This is a genomic window from Streptomyces sp. NPDC087270 (assembly GCF_044744625.1).
Taxonomy (GTDB): Bacteria; Actinomycetota; Actinomycetes; order Streptomycetales; family Streptomycetaceae; genus Actinacidiphila.
The window spans coordinates 389,563-409,922 of sequence record NZ_JBIUYR010000007.1; the positions used below are offsets into that span (position 1 = coordinate 389,563).

Sequence of the window (20,360 nt, forward strand, 5' to 3'; positions counted from 1 at the left end):
GCTAACCGATGCCCGGCGCCGGGCCGAGCGTCGGGGCTTCCCGCGGCGGCGCGGCCAGGCCGGCGCGGATGGCCAGCTCGACCGGGGAGTACGCCCCGTCCGGCCGCTCCAGCCGCAGCGGCTCGGCCGGATGCAGCGGCGGCTGCGCCAGGAAACGGGGCCGGCTGCCGTGGTGCGGCTGCGCCGCGTGCACCAGGAAGGGGTGGCACAGGTACACGTCCCCGGCCTGTCCCGTCGCCAGGGCGAGCGGGCGATGGGCGCTCGCCTCGTCCACCTCCTTCGCGACGGTGAAGATCGACGTGCCCTCCTCGCCGTACGGCCGCAGCACCGGCGGCACGTCCAGGTGCGAGCCGATCCGGATGCGGGTGGGCGCGTCGGCCTCCGCCACGTCCGTGAACAGGAAGAGCATCAGCAGCGCCCGGCCCTCGGAGCGCGTGTTGACGCGGTACTGCCGCGCGCCCGGCGGCAGGAAGCTGGCATCGATGTGCCAGCCCGCGTCGTCGGGCTCCACCGGGTGCGGGAAGCGCAGTGGAAAGGAGCCGAGCCCGGAGCGCGGCGCCCACCGGCCCGCACCCACCAGCAGGTCGAACGCGGCATGCAGCACCGGGGTGTTGGCCGCCTCCGTGAAGGGAGCCTGCGCCATGCCACCGACCCAGTGCACCGGTTCGGTCCAGGTGGCCGGGTCGTCCGGGTCGCACCCGGTCTGCTCCCACAGCAGGGCCGCGCACTCCTGTGCGGTGCTCCTCGCGAACGCGCCTTCCACCTTCACGAAGCCGTCCCGGAGGAAGCGGTTCCGAAGAAAGTGGCCCGGAAGGAGCCGGCCCGGGAGGATTCGGCCCGTCGGTTCCCTGTCGGTCATCCGGCGATCCTGCCGGTTCCCGGCGCCGGAGGCACCCGATTTTCCGCGGTGCCCCCGGGCGCCGGGGTGCCTGGGGTCCGACGAGGCGCCGGGGGGCGTGGTGAGGCTCCGGGGCGTCAGGAGGCGCCGGGCACGGTGGCGCGGGCGTTGCGGAGGAAGTCCGCGTTCGTGGCGGTCTCGCGCAGGCGGGCGAGGAGGACCTCGGTGGCGCCGTGCGGGTCGCGGTTCACGAGCGCGCGGCGCAGGTGGTAGCGGACCGCCAACTCGTCGGCGGGGACGAGCAGTTCCTCGCGCCGGGTGCCCGAGGTGGTGATGTCGATCGCCGGGAAGACCCGGCGTTCGGCGAGGAAGCGGTCGAGGTGCAACTCCATGTTGCCGGTGCTCTTGAGTTCCTCGTAGTAGAAGTCGTCGGCGCGCGAACCGGTGTCGACCAGGGCGGTCGCGAGGATCGTCAGGGAACCGCCCTCCTCGGCCAGCCGGGCCGCGCCGAACAGCCGCTTGGGGCCGAGCAGGGCGGCGGCGTCCACGCCGCCGGAGAGCGTGCGGCCGCTGCCGGCGCCGTTGTTGTTGTGGGCGCGGCACAGCCGGGTCAGGGAGTCGAGCAGGATCACCACGTCGCGGCCCTGCTCGACCATCCGCTTCGCCCGCTCGATCGCGAGCTCGGCGACCTGGATGTGCTGCCGGGCGGGCTGGTCGAAGGTCGAGGAGATCACCTCGCCGCGGACGCTCGCCCGCATGTCGGTGACCTCCTCGGGGCGTTCGTCCACGAGCAGCACCATCAGGTGCGCCTCGGGGTGGTTGGTGGCGACCGCGGCGGCGATGCCCTGCAGCAGCACGGTCTTGCCGGCCTTGGGCGGGGCCACGATCAGGGCGCGCTGGCCCTTGCCGATCGGCGCCATCAGGTCGATGACCCGTCCGGCGGCGGCCGAGGAGCCCTTGAGCGCGGAACTCTCCAGCCGCAGGGGCTCGTTGGGGTGCAGCGGTGTGAGGTCGCCGAAGTGGGGGCGCGGGGTGGCCGGCGGCCGCCCGTTGACGGACCGCACGTCGGCGAGGGTGCCGGGCTTGCCGGCGGTGCCCTCGACCAGGTCGCCCCTGCGCAGCCCGGCCCGGCGGACCAGCGCCTGCGGCACGGCCGGGTCGTCGGGGGAGGGGAGCAGGCCGGGGCCGCGCAGCCGGGCCTGTCCGCCGCGCTCGGTGTCGAGCACGCCGGTCACCCGCTGCGGCAACTCCTGCCGGTTCAGCGGGCGTTCGAGAATGTCGGTCATGGATGTCGTCCTTTCGCGGACGGATGGATCAGACGGGCGGCGCCGTACGCCGCCGTAGGGCGTGAGGGAGTTGCGGCCCGAGCGGAGGGATGCACGCTCCGGGTACCGCGGGAAGTCGGGCGAGGACGAGGATCGGCCGTCGCCGTGTCGATCGGAGAACAGATCACGCTCGGTGAAAAACCGAGGGGAGAGAGAGGGACGAGGCGCCATCAGAAGGGCGCGGACCTATAAGTCCCTACGGTGACTGTAGCACACTCCGATCCGCGGTCGCGCTACTCCACCTCGATGCCGTGCTCCTGCACCAGCTCGACCAGGCCGCCGGGGCCCTGGTAGCCCTTGCCGCCGGGCACGAAGGTCCAGTCGTCGCCGGACCGCCTGCGGAAGGAGCCCAGCACCAGGGCGGTCTCGCCCGGGCGGCCGTCGGAGACGTCCAGCCGGTCCGCCTCGCTGCCCTCCGGGTCGGTCAGGCGTATCCGGGCGTCGGTGAACCCGGCCAGATCGGCGTCCGGATTGACCTCGGGGTCGATCGCGGCGACCAGCACCACCCGGTCGGCGGTGGCCGGCAGCCGGTCGAAGCTCACCCAGATCGCCGCCTTGTCGCCGCCCAGGCCCGGCATCATCCGCACGCTGCCGTCCGGGGTGCGGGGGTTGTTGTAGAAGACGAAGTGGTCGTCGCCGAGCACCCGGCCGCCCGCGCACACCAGCGCGCACACGTCCAGCGCCACCTCCCCGGCCCACCACATGCCCAGCACGCTCGCGTCCGGTTCGTCGTCAAGTCCGAGCCCCTGCCCGGCAGTCGGCGTTCCCTCGCTCGCACGCGCGGCCGGCCCGCCGCCCAACCGCCCGCCCAGGCCGTGCTGGTGCAGCAGCTCCACCAGGTCCGTACCCGACACCAGCGTCAGCGGCTTGCCGTTGGCGAAGGCGTGCGAGGTCGGGCCGAAGCCCGAAGTGGTGATCAGCACGCCCTTGTTGGCGCCGAGCGACTGCACGGTCCCGTACAGGTCGCGTACGGCGCTGGGCGTGACGGTGTTGCGGTACCGCTTGACCTGCACCACGATCTTGCCGCCGCGGATCGGGTCCGGGTCCAGCGCGTCCACGTCCACCCCGCCGTCGCCGGACCGCACCGTGGTGACCGCGCTCATGCCCATCGCCCGGAACAGCTCCGCGACCAGCTCCTCGAACTCCAGCGGGTCCATCGTCAGCAGGTCCGGCTCCTCGCCGCCGCCGTGCGTGACCACCCCGCGGCCCGCCTCGCCCGGCTGCCGCACCGGCACCACCGCCGCCCTGCGGTCCGGCCGCGCCGACAACTGCCCGCCCAGACCGTCGACCAGGCAGTCCACCGCGTTGACCTGCACGAGGTTCACGGCGTCGAAGTCCGCCCGGGAGACCATCGCGGTGGCCAGGAACACCGGCGTACGGTGCCCGGTCGCGGGATCGGTGTCGTCCACGAAGCCGTTGAGCACCACCGAGCCGAGCAGGCCGAAGGAGTCCGCGCCGAACACCTCGCGCAGCACCAGCAGCAGGCACTGCGCGAGCAGGTCCCGGTAGGCGGCCCGCCGTTCGGTGACCGGCCGCGCCACCTCCTTGTCCCGATCCACGCTCGGCATGTACCGCACCAGCGCCGCCTCCGGCACCACCGAGAACGCCGGCAGCTCCCAGTTCAGCACCAACTGCCGCTCGGGCGCCTCGAAAGTCGCCGACACCTGCCGCGGCAACCCCTCCGGCCACGCCCGCGACGAGTACAGCGCCCCCGTCAAGTACTCCTCCACCGCGTCCGGTTCGCCGCCGCGCAGCCGCTCCAGCGAGTCGCGCACCCCCGCGTTGTGCCGGCGTATCTCGGCCAGCCGCTGCTCCGCCCAGCGCCGGTACCGCTCCTGGTAGTCGGCGAGTTGGTGCTGCCGCTGGGTCTCCGCGGCCCGCGCCACCCCCAGGTCGTGCTCGTACCGTTCGCGCACCTGCCGGTCCTGGCGGCCCAGGCCCCACGCCGAGCGGTGCGCGGGGGCGTAGCTCTCCAGCCGCGGCATGGCCACCGGCACCGCCAGCGGGCCCGGCGCGAACGGCTCCAACTCCTCGGGGAGCACCAGCGCTTCGGGCGAGAAGACCGGCGCCGCGCAGCCCGCCCGCAGCAGCCCCGCCAACTCCTCGCTGCGGCGCTCCAGTTCCTCGGTGCGCCGGCGGGCGTCGTCCTCGCGGCGGCGCCGGTAGGCCGCCTGCTGCTCCTTCTGCGAGCGGGCCAGCGCGCGTTCCGCGGCCCGCTGCCGCCGTTCGGCCTCGCGCCGCTGCTGCTCCCGGGCCCGGTGCTGAGCCTCCGTCTGCCGCTGCTGCTGGCGCTGGATCTCGGCCCACGTGGACACCAACCCGGTCGAACGACGGCTCATGCGGCTACAGCTCCCCCTCCGGCGGCGCGCGTCAGCGCACGGGCGGCCGCCGACTCGCGCCCACCGCCCGGCTCGACCGCCCGATCACCGAGCGTACCCCTCTGCCAGGAGCTTTACCGGTTCTTCGCGGCTGCTCGGCGCCGCAGCACGACCACCGACGCGGCGGCGAGCAGCACCAGCGCGCCGCCGACCGCCCAGGCCGTCGGCGAGGCCACCGCGGAACGCGACGCCACCGGGGCGGCGTGCGCCTCCTCGGGGGCCTGCGCCGTGCCGCGCCCGGCCCGCGCGGAGTCCGGTGCGGTGCCCGCGTCGGCCGGCCGCTCGGGCGCCGCGGCGTTCAGCGTGCCCACCGACGTGGTGTGGTCCGCCGCCGAGAAGCCCCAGTCGAGCAGCTTCGTCGCCTCGGTGTAGACGGCGTTGGTCGCGCCGGACTGCGGGTTCATCACCGACACGATGATGGTGCGGCCGTTCTTGCGGGCCGCGGCGACCAGGGTGTTGCCCGCGTTGGTGGTGTAGCCGTTCTTCACGCCGACCAGGCCCGGGTAGGCGGTGACGCCCTTCTCGCCGGTCAGCAGCCGGTTGGTGTTCTCGATGCCGAAGGACGCCACGTACGAGCCGTGCGCGTCGTAGCCGCCGGGGAACTCGGAGTCCTTCGTCGAGGCGTACTGCGCGAAGTCCGGGTTGTCCAGCCCGGCCCGGGCGAACACCGCCAGGTCGTAGGCGGAGGAGACCTGCCCCGGCTCGTCGTAGCCGTCCGGGGTGACCACATGGGTGTCGTCCGCGCCCAGCATCCGCGCCTTGGCCTGCATCTCGGCGACGGTCTTCGCGACCGAGCCGTTCATGTTCGCCAGCACGTGCACGGCGTCGTTGCCGGAGGCGAGGAAGACGCCGCGCCACAGGTCGGCGACGGTGTAGGTCTGGCCGGGCTGCACCCCGACCAGGCTGCTGCCGTCGCCCAGGCCGGCCAGGTCGGAGTCCTTGACCTTGTGCTTGAGGTCGCCGGGGAAGCGCGGCAGCACCGTGTCGGCGAAGAGCGTCTTGAGGGTGGAGGCGGGCGGCAGCTGCCGGTGCGCGTTCTTCGCGGCCAGCACCTGGCCGGTGCGGGCGTCGGACACCGTCCAGGACAGCGCGGACAGGCCGGACGGCAGTTCGGGGGCGCCCGAGCGGGGCAGCACGTGCACGCCGGGCTCGGCGAGCAGCGTCCGGTCCACGGCCGTCTGGGAGGTGTCGGCGGCGGAGCCCGAGGAGCCCTGACCCCCACCGGACGCGGGCGCCACCGCCGGAGCGGCTGCCGCGGCCACCGCGGGCGCGGCGGTCAGCGCGGTCAGGCAGCACGCGGCGGCCAGCGCGGCGGCCGGCAGCGCGGCGGGCAGGGCGACGGGCAGCGTGGTGCGGCGGCGAGCGGAGTGGCGAAGAGGACGGATGTCGTTCATATGATCACCGTAAGAACGATGAGCAACCCCTGCGCGGTGGTGCAGCCCATACCGGTGAGGCCGCGGCGCCTCCGAGTGACCCGGGCGCCGCCAACCAGACGTACCGTCATATGTCGGATAGTCATACCGCGCTGATCGGCCGTCGGGTACACCGCCCACGTGACGGCGTACCGGCCACCTGACACCGCCCGCGCGACGCGTACCGGCCGCCGCGACGGCGTACGGGCAGGTGGACCGCGGCCCGCTCAGCCCAGTTCGGCCAGCCCCCGAGCGGTCGCCGCCTCGTCCAGCGGTACCGGCGCCGCCTTCATCACCGAGGCCGCCACAGCGTCCACCACGCCGCCCACCCCGCGGTCCAGCGCGGCTTTGAGATACCGCACCGCGTCCAGGACGTTCCCCGCCGCGCTCGGCGAGTCGTCGACCTCCATCCGCAGGTCGATGTCGAGCGGGGTGCCCCCGAACGCCTCGGCCTCCACGCGGATGAAGGCCACCTTGCGGTCGCCGAGGAACGGGATGAAGTCGGCTCCCACGTGGACCTGCGGCTCGGCGCCGTCCGCCTTCCCGGCCCCGGCTCCGGCCGCGTCCGTGCCGCCGGCGAACATGCCCTGCGCCTTCGTGGCCTTCTTGTCGGCCATCCGCTCCGCGTCCTGCATGTTCCAGAAGTCCATGTTGCCGCCGCCCAGCAACTGGTAGGTGCTGCGCAGCGCCACGCCGTTGCGCCGCAGCACGTCCACCAGCGCGCGGTGGATCAGCGTCGCGCCGAACTGGCTCTTGAGGTCGTCGCCGGCCAGCGGCAGCCCGGCAGCCGCGAACCGCTCCGCCCACTGCGGGGAGCGCGCCACCACCGACGGGATGCAGTTGAGGAAAGCGCAGCCGGCCTCCAGCGCCGCCCGCGCGTACAGCTCGGACGCCGCCTGGCTGCCCACCGGCAGGAAGTTCACCAGGACGTGCGTGCCGCTCTCCTTCAGTCGCCGCACCACGTCGTCCAGGCTCGCCTCGCCCCGCACGTCGAGCCGGTCCGCGCTGCCGCGCCCCACCCCGTCGGCGAGCGGGCCCTCGGTCACCGGAACGCCCAGGTGCGGCACCGTCGCGAACGCCCGCGAGTTGTTCGGCGCCGCCCAGATCGCCTCCGACAGGTCCCGGCCGGTCTTCCCGGTGTGCACGTCGAAGGCCGCGGAGAACTCCACGTCGCCGACGGCGTACCCCGCGCACACCGGGTGGGTCAGCCCCACCGCGCCCGGCTCGGCGTCCCGGTAGAACTCCACGCCCTGCACCAGCGACGACGCGCAGTTGCCGATGCCGACGATGCCGACCCGTACGGTGCCCATCCGAGGTCCCCTCCCGTGCCCGGCGGCCGGCGGATGCGCGGACCGCGTCCGTACGATCCTACGGGCGGGGGTGTCCGGCCTGCGGGTTCGCGGGGTTCGCGACGTTCCCGGACGCTCGGGCCCGGCTCAGTGCAGCAGGTCGGCCAGCAGCCGGTAGGACTCCAGCAGTTCGGCGCGGTCGTAGGTGCTGGTGGTCACCAGGAACTCGTCGGCGGCGCTGCGCGACAGCAGCGATTCGAGGGACTTCGCCACGTCCTGCGGGGTGCCGTGGATGTGCCCGGCCATCGCCTCCTCGAAGCGGTCCCGCTCCGCGCCGGCCATCGCGGTCGCGGCGATCGACGCGTACGGCGCCAGCGCCGGGAAGACGCCGTGCGTGCGGGAGTACGCCGTCGCCCACGCCTCGGGGGCCAGCAGCCGGCGCGCCTGCTCCCCGGTGGCGGCGACCGCCACGGTGCCGGAGAGCACCACGTACGGCGCGGCGGCCCACGGGGAGGGGCGGAACGCGGCGCGGTAGCGGTCCACCGCCCGCAGCATCGCGTCCTCGCCGCGTATCCCGCCGATCACCAGCGGCAGGCCGTGCGCGGCGGCGAGGTCGGCGCCGCTGCCGGTGGCGAGCAGGAACGGCGCCGGGCGCAGCCCTTCGGCGGGCCAGGCGTGCACTTGCGGATACGCGCGCTGGGTGCCGTCGAACCAGCCGAGCAGCTCGCCGATCTGCTCGTCGAAGCCCTCGGCGGCCTCCTTGCCGTGGCCGAGCGCCTTGCGTACGCCGCCGGTGAAACCGACCGAGCGGCCCAGGCCCATGTCGATCCGCCCGGGGAAGAGCGACTCCAGCACGCCGAACTGCTCGGCGACCACCAGCGGCCGGTGGTTGGGCAGCATCACCCCGCCGGTGCCGACCCTGATCCGCGAGGTCGCCGAGGCCACGGCGGCCGCGAGCACGGTGGGCGCGGAACCGGCCACCCCCGGCACGCTGTGGTGCTCCGAGACCCAGAACCGGTGGTAACCCAGCGCCTCCGCCTGCCGCGCGAAGCCGACGGTCTCGCGCAGCGCCCGAGGCGGGTCCTCGCCCTCGCGGGTACGGGACCGGTCCAGGACGGAGAACGGCGTGTCGCGCAGCGAAGAAGTCACTTGGCCTACAACGCCCCGGATGCGCCGGCTAGTCCCACCTGTGCTGTTGCGGGCACTCTTGTGGGCGCGCCGGGGCGGGCCTATCTTTGGCCCGCCTCTCTGGCCCGCCCGGAGCAGCCCGGGCGCTGAAGCGTAGGGAAAGGACGCGCGTCATGGCCTTACGCGGACGCCACCGCCGCTATCGTCCCAGCCGGGTCTCCCAGGCGTCGCTGACCGTCACCGCGGGCGGTGCCGGGCTTGCGCTGCCGCTGGTCGGGATGAGCAGCGCGCACGCCGCCACCGCCGGGGTGTGGGACAAGGTCGCCAAGTGCGAGTCCTCCGGCAACTGGACGATCAACACCGGCAACGGGTACTACGGCGGGCTCCAGTTCACCGCGAGCACCTGGCGGGCGTACGGCGGGACCGCGTACGCCGCGCGCGCCGACCTCGCCTCCAAGAGCGAGCAGATCGCGGTCGCCGAGAAGGTGCTCGGCAGCCAGGGCCCGCGCGCGTGGCCGGTGTGCTCGGTACGGGCCGGGCTGACCCGGGAGCCCGCGACGGCCTCGCACACCGTGCAGGTGTCGACCGGTACGAAGAAGGCCGGCGCGGAGCCGAAGAGGAAGTCCACGGAGCACACCTCCCCGACCGCGCACCCGGCGCACCCGGCCGCCGCGAAGCCGTCCGGCGCGAAGGCCGATACGAAGAAGGCGGACGCGAAGAAGGCCGACGCGAAGAAGCCGGGCGCGAAGAAGCCGGGCGGGAAGAAGTCCGACGCCGGGGACCGCTACACCGTCGTGCACGGCGACACGCTCTCCGGCATCGCGGCGGACCACCAGGTCAAGGGCGGTTGGCCGGAGCTGTACGCCGACAACCACGCGGTGGTCGGCGACGACCCCGACCTGATCCTGCCCGGTCAGCGGCTGACCTTGGCGGCGCCCGCCAAGGCGGCGCCGAAGACGACGCACGCGCCCGCCGCCGAGCCCACCGCGAAACCGGCGGCGAAGCCCGCGGCCAGACCCGCTGCCAAGCCCGCTGCCAAGCCCGCGCCGAAGAAGACGCACGCCGAGCCCGCGGCCAAGAAGTCCTCCGGGTGGACCGTGCCGGTGCACGCGTCCATCGGCACCGGTTACCACGTGGGCGGCGGCAGTTGGGCCAGCGGCTACCACACGGGCGTCGACTTCCTCGTCGGCACCGGCACCGCGGTGCACTCGGTCGCCGCGGGCACCGTGGTCACCGCCGGCTGGGGCGGGTCGTACGGCTACCAGGTCGTGATCAGGCACGCCGACGGCGAGTACAGCCAGTACGGCCATCTGTCGCAGATCTCGGTGAAGGTCGGCCAGCACGTCAACGAGGGGCAGCGGATCGCCCGTTCGGGCGCGACCGGCAACGCGACGGGGCCGCACCTGCACTTCGAGATGCGCACCGGCCCGGACTACGGCGACGACGTCGACCCGCTCAGGTTCCTGCGGTCGCACGGCGTCAAGGTCTGACCTCTCCGCTGCTGCTGCTGCTGCTGCCGCTGCCGTCCTCGCCGTCGTGCGCGCGGGCATACGCGGTCAGCGGCGGCAGCGCCAGCAGCAGGCACCAGCCCGCGTACAGCCAGCCGCCGAGCACGTCCGTCGGCCAGTGCACGCCCAGGTAGACCCGGGAGCAGCCCACCGCGACCGCGGCCGCCACGCACAGGGCGGCGGCGACGCGGCCCGGCGGCCCCGGGCGGGCCCGCAGCGCGCCCCACGCCAGCAGTCCGGCGGCCATCGCGCTCGACGAGGTGTGCCCGGAGGGGAAGGAGTGCCCCGACGCGGCCACCGCCCAGTCGGCGACCGGGGGCCGGGCGCGGTCCGCGGCCACCATCACCGCGCCACGCACGGCCTGTTCGGCGACCAGCGCCACCACCGCGAGCAGCGCCACCGGCACCCCGGCGCGAGCCCGCGCCATCCGCCCCCGGCTGCCGCCCAGCCAGCCGCCGAGCGCCGCCGCCACGAACGGGTACGGGCCGGTGCCCGCGTGCGTCACCCCGCGCGCGGCCGTCAGCCAGCCGTGCGGGCGGTGCCGTACCGACCAGTCGATCGGACCGGTGTCCAGGGGGTACGGCGTGCCGTGCCGGGGCAGCACCACCCCGGCCAGCACCGCGAACGCCGCCGCCAGAGCGGCGGCCCAGCCCAGGCCGCGCCGGGTGTGCGGCGACCGGCGGGGCCGGCCGGACGGCGTGCGAGGCATCGGGCGGCCCGCCTTCCCCGGACCCCGGCGGTGCGCGGGGCCCGCCCGGCCGGCCGAGCGCGGCCGGCCGGAACAGACGTCTACAGAACTGTAGTCACCCTACGCGCGGGACCGGCCCGCCCCGCACCGCCACGCGAGGCGAACCGCCCGGCGGCGGCCGGAGCCGGGCCCGGACGCGAGGTGTACCGCGCGCCGCGCTCCGCCTCAGCGGCGCTCGGGCACGTTCTCGTGGACGCGCTTCGGGTCGGTGATCGCGACCGGGGCGAGCACCTCCTCGATCTTCGCCATCAGCTCGGCGTCGAGCTTCACGCCCGCGGCCTTCGCGTTCTCCGCGACCTGCTCGGGGCGGGAGGCGCCGACGATCGCCGCGGAGACGTTCGGGTTCTGGAGTACCCAGGCGACGGCGAGCTGGGCCAGCGACAGGCCCGCCTCGGCGGCCAGCGGCTGGAGCTGCTGCACCCGCTCCAGCAGGTCGTCGTGCATCCAGCGGCTGATCATGTCCGAGCCGCCCTTGCCGTCGGTGGCCCGGGAACCGGCCGGCGGCTGCTGCCCCGGCTTGTACTTCCCGGTCAGCACGCCCTGCGCGATCGGCGAGAACACCACCTGGCCCAGGCCCAGTTCCTCACAGGTGGGCACGACCTCGCCCTCGATGATCCGCCACAGCGCCGAGTACTGCGGCTGGTTGGACACCAGCGGGATGCGCAGCTCGCGGGCGAGCGCGTGGCCGCGCCTGATCTGGTCCGAGGTCCACTCCGAGACGCCGATGTAGTGCGCCTTGCCGGAGTGCACGACGTCCGCGAACGCCTCCATCGTCTCCTCCAGCGGGGTGGAGACGTCGAAGCGGTGCGCCTGGTAGACGTCGACGTGGTCGGTCTGCAGCCGGCGCAGCGAGTTCTCGATGGACTCCGCGATGTGCTTGCGGGACAGGCCCCGGTCGTTGTGCCCCGGGCCGGTGGGCCAGAAGACCTTGGTGAGGATCTCCAGGCCCTCGCGCCGCTCGCCCTTCAGCGCGCGGCCGAGCACGGACTCGGCGCGGGTCTGCGCGTAGACGTCGGCGGTGTCGAAGGTGGTGATGCCCGCGTCGAGCGCGGCGCGCACGCACGCGGTGGCGGCGTCCTCCTCCACCTGGGAGCCGTGGGTGAGCCAGTTTCCGTAGGCGATCTCGCTGATGAACAGGCCGCTGCGGCCGAGGTGACGATATTCCATGGAACGCGACTCTATGCGCTGCCGAAAGCGCGGGCGGAGCTGGGCCCTGCCGCCGCCGCGCCGCGGTGACCTGCGGCTGGTAGGCGCGGCGATCCCGGCGTCCTGCGGTCTCACGGTCCTGCGGGCCGGCCGTCGTGCCGTGCTGCGGTCCGGGTGCGGGGCACCCCTCCGGTGAGGGGTGCCCCGATCCGGTCGGAGGCGTACGCCTGTCAGGAGGCGTACGCCTCCAGCTCGGAGAGCTGGCCCGCGGGCCAGCCGGTGTTGGCCGTGAAGGTGAGCCGGAGGTAGCGGGTGGAGGTCGGGCTCAAGGACACCGTAGCGGTGTTCCCGCTGGAAGGGTTGAAGGTGTACCCGGCGGAGGACTTGAGCGTGCTGAAGGTGGAGCCGTTCGTGGAGCCGAGGACGGAGAGGGTTTCGGTGCGGGTGGCCCACGCGGCGGCCGGCGGCAGCTTCAGCACCAGGCGCCCGACGGTCTGGGCGGAGCCGAGGTCGACGGTCAGCGACTGCGGGAAGGCGTTGTTCGTGCTCTCCCAGTACGAGTTGGCGTCGCCGTCCACCGCGTTGGCGGCCGTGTAGACGTCGGAGTGGCCGGTGTCGGTGGCCGGGTGGCCCTTGGCGAGGTTGCCGCCGGCCGGGGGAGTGGTCGGCGGGGTGGTCGGGGGCGTCGTGGGAGGCGTGGTCGGCGGGGTGGTGCCGCCGCTGTCGCCCCCGCTGCCGCCGCCGGTGGGCACGCCGCCGTTGGTCCACACCGGCGCGGGCCAGCCGTTGCACTGCTGACCGCCGTTGTTCCAGCCGGAGTTGCCGCCGCTGTCGTTGAGGACCAGGGCGGTGCCCTCGCAGTTGTAGATCGGCTTGTCCGCCTGCGCGATGTTCTTCGCGGTCACGTTGGTGAAGGTCATGTTCGCCGGGGCCTGGCCCTGGATGGCGAAGGTGCCGGCGCCGTCGATGTTGACGTTCTTGAAGTGGACGCCGGTGACGCCGCCGCCCTCGATCGACTGGATCGCCTCGTAGGAGCTGTCGAGGATGTCGGTGTTGGTGATCTCGATGTCCGCGTCGACGGTGCCCTGGAGGCCGTCGAACCAGATCGCGCCCACCCCGAACTGCCAGTTGTAGTCGCTGTTCCCGGCTCTGATCAGGGTGTTGGAGTCCGCGGTGATGGTGCCGGAGACGCCGTTGGCCGAGCCGCCGTTGACGCCCGGGTAGCGGTTGGCGATGTGCAGGCCGCCGCCGTTGGTGACGGTGTCGGCCATCACGTTGTCCGAGATCGTGAAGTCCTTGCCGCCGTAGGTGACGATGTTGTTCGCCAGCACCGGCAGCACCACCGTGTTGTGGGTGAAGCTGTCGTCCGCGTTGGGCGCCTTCTCCGGCCAGGACGCGAGGCCGTCGTCGCCGGTGTCCCGGACGAAGGTGTTGGTGACAGTCGAATCGGTCACGCCGGAGTGGAAGTTGACGCCGTCGGCCGAGGTGTCCAGGATGCGGCTGTTCTCGATGGTGAGATGGTCCATCGGGCCGTCCATCCAGGCGCCGACCTTGACGTGCTGTATCCACAGGTCGTCGATGGTCGAGTTCGACAGGGCGCCGCCGATGCCGTTGACCTGGTCGTCGTCGACCCGCTCGGTGATGTCGCCGATGATGGCGAAGTCCTTCAGGGTGACGTTCTTGCTCGGGCCGCCGGCCTCCTTCGGCCGGATCTCCCCGGTGTAGCCGCCGCCGGCGACGTACTTGCCGTAGAAGCCCGCGGCGCGGTTGCGGTTCACCGGGTCGCGGCCGCCGAAGACGGTGTACCAGGGACCGGCGCCCTCGACCGTCACGCCGTCCACGATGACGTGGTCGTAGAGCGTGTAGTTGCCCTGCGGGATGTACACCGGCTTGCCCTGCGCCTGGCCGGCGTCGACCGCCGCCTGGATCTTCGCGGTGGAGTCGGTGGCGCCGGTGGGGTCGGCGCCGTAGTCGGTGACGGCGTTGATCGAGCCGGAGGGCTGGGCGATCGGCGCGGCCACCTGCTCGAAGTCGGCGAGGTCGATGGTGAACGACGGCGACTGCGCGGTCGAGGTGACCTGCACCCGGATCTTCGTGCCGGCCTGGTAGGTGGTGCCGAACATGGTCCGGGACTCGTCGTAGAAGTGGTGCGCGTTGCCGCCGCCCGGGTCGTTGCTGAACGGGTAGCCGCCGTAGTACCAGCTGTAACGGGAGGTCACCGGCAGGGTCTTGACGGACTGGCCGTTCGCCTGCACGTCGAGGGAGGCGTCCCGGCCCTTGCCGTCGGCGGAGTCCGGGATGCTGTAGCGCAGCGACATCGCGTTGGCGGGCTTGGTGAGGGTGAACTCGACGTACTGGCCCACCGCGTCGAGGGTCACGGCCTGCCGGCCGGACGCCTCCGAGGGCAGGTGGGTGTAGAGCCGGTCCGGGCCGATGAGGGCGCCGTTGGTGTTGGCGTACTCCGCCTCGTACTCCGTGAACGGCACGTTCGCGCCGCGGCCGGAGATGCCGACGGGCGAGGGGGCCGGTACGCCGCCGGCGGCGTGCGCGGACGGGGCGCTCGCCAGGGTCACCGCGGTGAGCGCGGCCGCGGCGGCGACCGCGAAGGAGAGCACGGCGGCGGTGCCGCGCCGTCTGAACCGGTGCTGCCGTGGGGGGTTCTGGTCGTGGCTGCGCGTTTGTTGCGACACAGGCAGGTCCTTGCGGGTCGGGGGTGAGGGGAAGTGGGACACCCGGCCGGGCGTGGAGAGACTACGAGCGCCGCCGCAGTAAGTAAATGAGTTCGTGCAAGATTGCGATTTCTTCTCGCAATAACCCGGACATCTGGGCGTCATGTCGGGTATCGGGGCGCGAGAAACTGCGACGGCCACCGGTGGACCCGGGTGCTGCCGCGTGCTGCCCCGCGTCGCGGCGCGGGGGTGGTCAGGGGACGGTCAGGGGGCGACGGTTCAGCGCGGCTCGGTGCTCCGCACGAAGACGCCCGCGCGGGTGGCGGCCATGGCGGCCGCGGCGGCCCGGTCCGCGGCGGCTTCGTCGAGCCGCTCGCCGCCGGTGAGCAGGCGGTAGTAGAGGGGGGCGGACACCGCGCGGATCACCTCGTGGGTGTCGGTGCCCTCGGGCGCCTCGCCGCGGTCGATGCCCTGCTGGACGCAGGGCGCCCACTCGCCGACGCGGGTGAGGTAGAAGCGCCGCAGGGCCTCGGCGGTCTTCGGCTCGCAGGTGGCGGCCGCGATCACCGCACGGAACAGCGCGCCCTGCCGCGGGTCGGCCAGCGTGCGCTGGACGAGCCGGGCGTTGGCCGTCAGGTCGCCGAGCAGCGAGCCGGTCTCGGTGCGCGGCAGCGAACGCTCGGCCATGTCCGTGAGCAGGTCGGCCACTAGGCCGGTCACCGTGCCCCAGCGGCGGTAGACGGTGGTCCGGCCCACCTCGGCGCGGCGCGCGACATCGGCCAGGTCCAGCTGGGCGAAGCCCTGTTCGGCCAGGGCGTCGCCGGCCGCGTCGAGCACGGCGGCGCGCACGCGTGCCGTCCGCCCGCCTGGTCGGACGCTTCCCGGGTCTGGTCGTTCCACGGTCATAACGGGACTCCGATTCCATTAACGGCTGCGCCAGTGCTATCGTCGGAGCCAGCTTAACGGAACTGGAGAACCGTTAGTCGCTGGGCGGCGCGTGTCCGCGGTGCTGTGCGTGCCGCGTGCGGCGCGCGCCGCCGCCCGGTGGACGAGCGAACGATCGAAGGAGCAGTCATGGAATACAGGCGGTTGGGTTCGTCCGGCCTCAAGGTGCCCGCGCTGAGCTTCGGCGCCGGCACGTTCGGCGGGCAGGGCCCGCTCTTCGGCGCCTGGGGCAGCACCGACGCCCGCGAGGCGCGCCGTCTGGTGGACATCTGCCTGGACGCCGGGATCACGATGTTCGACACGGCCGACGTCTACTCCGGCGGCGCGTCCGAGGAGGTGCTGGGCGAGGCGATCAAGGGCCGCCGGGACCAGGTGATCGTGTCCACCAAGACCAGCCTGCCCACGGGCGACGGGCCGGGCGACGCGGGCTCCTCCCGGTCGCGGCTGCTCGCCGCGTGCGAGGCCGCGCTGCGCAGGCTCGGCACCGACCACATCGACCTCTTCCAACTGCACGCCTACGACGCCGGCACGCCGATCGAGGAGGTCCTGGCCACGCTCGACGACCTCGTGCGAGCGGGCAAGGTCCGCTACGTCGGAGTCTCCAACTTCTCCGGCTGGCAGGTGATGAAGTCCCTCGCCGTCGCGGAGAAGTACGGCCGGCCGCGCTATGTCGCGCACCAGGTCTACTACTCCCTCGTCGGGCGCGACTACGAGTGGGAGCTGATGCCGCTCGGGCTCGACCAGGGGATCGGGGCGGTGGTCTGGAGCCCGCTCGGCTGGGGTCGGCTGACCGGCAAGATCCGCCGCGGCCGGCCGCTGCCCGCCGGCAGCCGGCTGCACCAGACCGCCGACTTCGGCCCGCCGGTCGAGGACGAACTCCTCTACCGCGTGGTCGACGTCCTCGACGAGATCGCCGAGGAGACCGGCAAGGCCATCCCGCAGATCGCTCTCAACTGGCTGCTCCGGCGGCCGACCGTCTCCTCCGTCATCATCGGCGCCCGCAACGAGGAGCAGCTCCGGCAGAACCTCGGCGCGGTCGGCTGGGCGCTCACCCCGGACCAGACGGCGAGGCTCGACGCGGCGAGCGGGCGGACGGCGCCGTATCCCTACTTCCCGTACCAGCGGCAGGAGGGGTTCACCCGCCTCAACCCGCCGGTGGCCGGGCTCGCGGCGGCGCCGCCCGCGGTCTGAAGCGCGGCGGGCGGCCGGGGACGGGCGGGGGTGGTCCGGGTAGCAGGAGGGAGGCGGGGGCGGCGGGGGCGCGCGGTCAGGTGTGGCGGGGGGAGACGAGCAGGAAGGGCGCGCCGCCGCGGGCGTGGTGCTCGGTCGCCTGCCAGCCGAGCGGGCCGAGCAGCGCGGCGACGCGGGCGAGCGAGGCCGGCCCCGAACCGGCATCGGACCAGGTCACCTCGACCAGGCCCGGATGATCGGACGGCCCCACCCGGTAGCCCGACGGCCGCTCGGCGCGGTGCGGCGGCACCCCCGCCGCCTCCAGGGCCAGCGCCACCGCGTGCACCGGCCGCTCCCGCTCCCAGCCCGCCGGCACCTCCACCGCGCCGTCACCCAGCACCGCGCGGATCTGGAGCAGCCCCTCCCACGCGGCGGCCACCTCGCCGGGCCGCGCCGCGGTCGTACGTACCGTCCCGGACCCGTCGTCGGCGACGAACTGCCCGCGCTCCGGCTCGGTGCGCCCACCCTGCGCCGGTCCCCCGGCCGCCTCCCGCGCGACCCGGGCGTCGCGCTCGGCCAGTTCGGCCCGCACCCGCCGGCCCTCCGGCGTCAGGTAGTGCTGCCCGGCCCGCCCGTGCCGCACCGCCAACCCGGCTGCCACCAGCCCCGTGCACACCACGGCTCCGGCGGCCACCCGACCCGTCGACGGGTCGGACCCCGTGACCGCCCTGCGCTGCGCCGCCGTCAACCCCTTGCTCACGCCCCCGACCGTATCCCGCGGCACCGACACGGGAGGGACGGGCGCGGAAATCCCCGCACCGCAATTGCGGAACGGGGATTTGCTCGCGTATATTGAGGGTTTCTGTGCGCGCATGAGAAAAGCCCCGCATCGGGGGCTGATAGGCACAGCTTAGCCAGTAGGGAGCAGCTTTGTCAACTCGCGAAAGTGTCGAATTGGAGCGGGAGCAGGAATTCCTCGACCGGCTCTACGGCCGTGTCGACACGCTGCGCGAGTCCGCCGCGGAGCGGGTCGAGGACGCGTTGGCCCCGGTGGGAAGCGGGCGGCAGGCCCGGGTCGAGCGCGAGGTGCTGGTCGCCGAGCGGTCCGGGCTGCTGGCCGCGCTGAATGCGGTGGACGGTTCGCTCTGCTTCGGCCGTATTGATCTCCGCGACGGCGCCACGCACCATATCGGCCGGCTCGGAATTCGCGCGGACGACGCGGAGCGCACACCCGTTCTGATCGACTGGCGGGCGCCGGTCGCCCGACCGTTCTATCTCGCCACCGGCCATACGCCCATGGGTCTGCGCCGGCGCAGGCATATCAGCACCGAGGGCCGCACGGTGACCGAGCTGCACGACGAGATCCTCGATCTCGACGACCGCGAACGCAGCGGCTTCGAGGACCCGAGCGGTGACACCGTGCTGCTCGCCGCGCTCAGCTCCGCCCGCACCGGCCGGATGGGCGACATCGTGCAAACCATCCAGGCGGAACAGGACCGTGTCATCCGCGCTCCGCACCGCGGGGTCCTGGTCGTCGAGGGCGGTCCCGGCACCGGCAAGACGGCGGTCGCGCTGCACCGTGCGGCCTACCTGCTGTACGAGCACCGGGAGCTGCTGGCCAAGCGCGCGGTCCTGGTGGTGGGGCCCAATCCGGCGTTCCTGCGCTACATCGGCGAGGTGCTGCCGGCCCTCGGCGAGACCGGGGTCATGCTCGCCACGCAGGCGGAGCTCTACCCCGGTGTGGACGCCCGCGGCACCGACACCCCCCGCGCGGCGGCCGTCAAGGGCGGTGCGGGGATGGCCGAGGCGCTCGCCCTCGCCGTACGCGACCGGCAGCAGATGCCCGAGCCCGGAGCACCCATGGTCATCCGGCACGACGACGGCGACCTCGTGCTGGACTGGGAGATCGCCTACGAAGCCCGCCAGGCGGCCCGCGAGACCCGCCTGCCGCACAACCTCGCCCGCCCGTACTTCGCGTTCCACGTCATCGACGCCCTCACCGCGCAACTCGCCGAGCGCATCGGCACGGACCCGTACGGCGGCCCCAACTTCCTCGGACCCGCCGACATCGCCCAGCTCGGCAAGGGTGTCGCCGCGAGCGAGGAGGTGCAGGCCGCCGTGGCGGAGCTGTGGCCGGCGCTCACCCCCGAGGCGTTCCTCGCCGGCTACCTGGCCGAGCCGGTGTACCTGGCGGACGAGGACGCCGACGCCGTCCGCCGCGCTCCCGGCGACCGGGAGTGGACCCCGGCCGACGTGCCGCTCCTGGACGAGGCGGCCGAACTGCTCGGGACCGACGACAGTGCCGAGCGGGCCGCGGCGGAGGCCGAGCGCCGGCGGCGGGTCGACTACGCGCAGGGTGTGCTGGAGCTGTCCCGGGCGTCGGAGACCTACGAGTTCGAGGACGGCGAGTCCGAGGTGCTGGCCGCCCACGACATCATCGACGCCGATCGGATGGCCGCGCGGCAGGAGGAGGCCGACCACAGGAGCGCGGCCGAGCGGGCCGCCGCCGACCGGACCTGGGCCTTCGGGCACATCATCGTCGACGAGGCGCAGGAACTCTCCCCGATGGCGTGGCGGTTGCTGATGCGCCGGTCGCCGACCCGCTCGCTGACCCTGGTCGGCGATCCGGTGCAGACCTCGGAGGAGGCGGGTGTCGGATCGTGGCAGAAGATCCTGGAGCCGTATGTCGGTGACCGGTTCACGCATGTGCGGCTGGGGGTCAACTACCGCACGCCCGCGGAGATCATGGAGCTGGCCGCGCGGGTGGTACGGGCCCAGGACCCGTCGTTCGAGCCGCCCGGGTCGGTGCGGTCCACCGGGGAGCGGCCGTGGACGCGGGAGTCCGGTGCGGATCTGGCGGGCGCGGTGGCGCGGGCCGTCGCCGAGTTCACGCCCGAGGAGGGGCGGCTCGCGGTGATCGCCCCGCGTGCGCTGCACGAGGAGATCGCGGCCCGGCTCGACGGGGTCGAGGCAGGCGGGGAACCCGACCTCGCCCGGTCCGTGGTGCTGCTCGGCCCGCGCGAGGCGAAGGGGCTCGAGTTCGACCACGTCCTGGTCGTGGAGCCCGGACGGTTCGGGACCAGTGACCTCTACGTCGCGCTGACCCGTGCGACGCAGCGGCTGGGCATCGTGCACCGGGAGGCACTTCCCGAGTCGCTGCGCTGATCGCTGGGCTGATCGCCGAGCCACTCGGTGAGCCGATCGGTGAGCCGACGGCCGCGTGCGGACGGCCGCGCTGATCCGGGCGTGCGGGTGGCGGGCGCGGGTGGCGGGCGGGCGCGGCGACCGGCGGGTTTCCTGGGAATCTCCGGTGAGCGGACCGGCGGTCACGGAGCCCGGCGCCGTCCCGCCTAGTGTTCTGAGTCGGGAGTTCTGTTCATAACGGTAGGCTGTGTCTGTGGTGCGGACGGGTCGGCCGAAGGCCGAGTTGGTGTTGTCGGATGATGAGCGGGCTGCCCTGGAGGGGTGGGTGCGGCGTCGTTCGACGCCGCAGGCGTGGGCTTTGCGGTGCCGGATCATCCTGGCCTGCTCGAGTGGGGCGTCGAACAAAGACGTGGCGGCGGAGGTGGGCTCGACGCCGCATGCGGTGGGTCGGTGGCGGGCGCGGTTCGTTCAGCACCGGATCGCCGGCTTGGGTGACATGCCCAGGCCGGGTGGCCCGCGCACGGTGACCGATGAGCAGGTGGCGGACCTGATCGCCAGGACTTTGGAACGTACTCCGAAGGACGCGACCCACTGGTCGACGCGGTCGATGGCCAAGGAGACGGGGCTGTCGCAGTCGACGGTCTCGCGGGTGTGGCGGGC

General features: G+C 73.6%; 15 protein-coding genes. 4 read left to right on the forward strand and 11 right to left on the reverse strand.

Going from position 1 to position 20,360, the window contains the following annotated elements:
* Position 1: 1 nt before the first annotated feature.
* From ACIPAE_RS17290 to ACIPAE_RS17315, 6 genes are all read right to left on the reverse strand, one after another.
* Positions 2–859, reverse strand: a complete 858-nt coding sequence (locus ACIPAE_RS17290) for a phytanoyl-CoA dioxygenase family protein (protein ID WP_402445886.1) — start codon at positions 857–859, stop codon at positions 2–4.
* A 116-nt stretch (positions 860–975) separates the two neighbouring features.
* Positions 976–2,124, reverse strand: coding sequence for a transcription termination factor Rho (gene rho / locus ACIPAE_RS17295; RefSeq protein WP_329371761.1), 1,149 nt, complete (start codon positions 2,122–2,124; stop codon positions 976–978).
* A gap of 272 nt (positions 2,125–2,396) precedes the next feature.
* Positions 2,397–4,502: a restriction endonuclease gene (locus ACIPAE_RS17300; RefSeq protein ID WP_329371763.1), complete on the reverse strand. Its 2,106-nt coding sequence runs from the start codon at positions 4,500–4,502 to the stop codon at positions 2,397–2,399.
* 113 nt (positions 4,503–4,615) lie between these two features.
* Positions 4,616–5,935, reverse strand: a complete 1,320-nt coding sequence (locus ACIPAE_RS17305; RefSeq protein WP_402445889.1) for a D-alanyl-D-alanine carboxypeptidase family protein — start codon at positions 5,933–5,935, stop codon at positions 4,616–4,618.
* 245 nt (positions 5,936–6,180) lie between these two features.
* Complete coding sequence (locus ACIPAE_RS17310) at positions 6,181–7,263, reverse strand: inositol-3-phosphate synthase (protein ID WP_402445892.1); 1,083 nt, start codon at positions 7,261–7,263, stop codon at positions 6,181–6,183.
* Between the two features lie 126 nt (positions 7,264–7,389).
* On the reverse strand, positions 7,390–8,391 hold the full coding sequence (locus ACIPAE_RS17315) for an LLM class flavin-dependent oxidoreductase (protein ID WP_402445895.1): 1,002 nt from the start codon (positions 8,389–8,391) through the stop codon (positions 7,390–7,392).
* A gap of 152 nt (positions 8,392–8,543) precedes the next feature.
* Between ACIPAE_RS17315 and ACIPAE_RS17320 the strand changes: the two genes are divergently transcribed.
* Positions 8,544–9,860: a transglycosylase family protein gene (locus ACIPAE_RS17320; RefSeq protein ID WP_366413940.1), complete on the forward strand. Its 1,317-nt coding sequence runs from the start codon at positions 8,544–8,546 to the stop codon at positions 9,858–9,860.
* Here the strand turns inward: ACIPAE_RS17320 and ACIPAE_RS17325 are convergent.
* The 4 genes from ACIPAE_RS17325 to ACIPAE_RS17340 all read right to left on the reverse strand — a co-directional run bounded on the left by ACIPAE_RS17325 (position 9,850) and on the right by ACIPAE_RS17340 (position 15,347).
* A complete protein-coding gene (locus ACIPAE_RS17325; protein WP_402445899.1) occupies positions 9,850–10,587 on the reverse strand; it encodes a phosphatase PAP2 family protein in 738 nt (245 codons plus the stop codon). The genes ACIPAE_RS17320 and ACIPAE_RS17325 overlap by 11 nt on opposite strands.
* A 204-nt stretch (positions 10,588–10,791) precedes the next feature.
* Positions 10,792–11,793 carry an aldo/keto reductase family protein gene (locus ACIPAE_RS17330; protein ID WP_328461333.1) on the reverse strand — a complete coding sequence of 334 codons (1,002 nt, stop codon included), beginning with the start codon at positions 11,791–11,793 and terminating at the stop codon, positions 10,792–10,794.
* A 209-nt stretch (positions 11,794–12,002) separates the two neighbouring features.
* Positions 12,003–14,462 (reverse strand): discoidin domain-containing protein, encoded by a 2,460-nt coding sequence (locus ACIPAE_RS17335; protein ID WP_329371775.1) that lies wholly within the window; start codon positions 14,460–14,462, stop codon positions 12,003–12,005.
* 258 nt (positions 14,463–14,720) lie between these two features.
* Positions 14,721–15,347, reverse strand: a complete 627-nt coding sequence (locus tag ACIPAE_RS17340; protein ID WP_402445903.1) for a TetR/AcrR family transcriptional regulator — start codon at positions 15,345–15,347, stop codon at positions 14,721–14,723.
* 168 nt (positions 15,348–15,515) lie between these two features.
* Here ACIPAE_RS17340 and ACIPAE_RS17345 point away from each other — a divergent pair, with 168 nt between their 5' ends.
* Positions 15,516–16,577 (forward strand): aldo/keto reductase, encoded by a 1,062-nt coding sequence (locus ACIPAE_RS17345; RefSeq protein ID WP_366413938.1) that lies wholly within the window; start codon positions 15,516–15,518, stop codon positions 16,575–16,577.
* Between the two features lie 76 nt (positions 16,578–16,653).
* Here the strand turns inward: ACIPAE_RS17345 and ACIPAE_RS17350 are convergent, their stop codons facing one another.
* Complete coding sequence (locus ACIPAE_RS17350) at positions 16,654–17,316, reverse strand: hypothetical protein (protein WP_402445906.1); 663 nt, start codon at positions 17,314–17,316, stop codon at positions 16,654–16,656.
* Positions 17,317–17,510: 194 nt separating this feature from the next.
* Here ACIPAE_RS17350 and ACIPAE_RS17355 point away from each other — a divergent pair, with 194 nt between their 5' ends.
* Together ACIPAE_RS17355 and ACIPAE_RS17360 are read left to right on the forward strand one after the other, a co-directional pair.
* Positions 17,511–19,721 (forward strand): UvrD-helicase domain-containing protein, encoded by a 2,211-nt coding sequence (locus ACIPAE_RS17355; RefSeq protein ID WP_329374457.1) that lies wholly within the window; start codon positions 17,511–17,513, stop codon positions 19,719–19,721.
* A 304-nt stretch (positions 19,722–20,025) separates the two neighbouring features.
* Positions 20,026–20,360, forward strand: a 335-nt coding sequence (locus ACIPAE_RS17360; RefSeq protein ID WP_402445944.1) for a helix-turn-helix domain-containing protein, incomplete at its 3' end; no start/stop codon positions are given.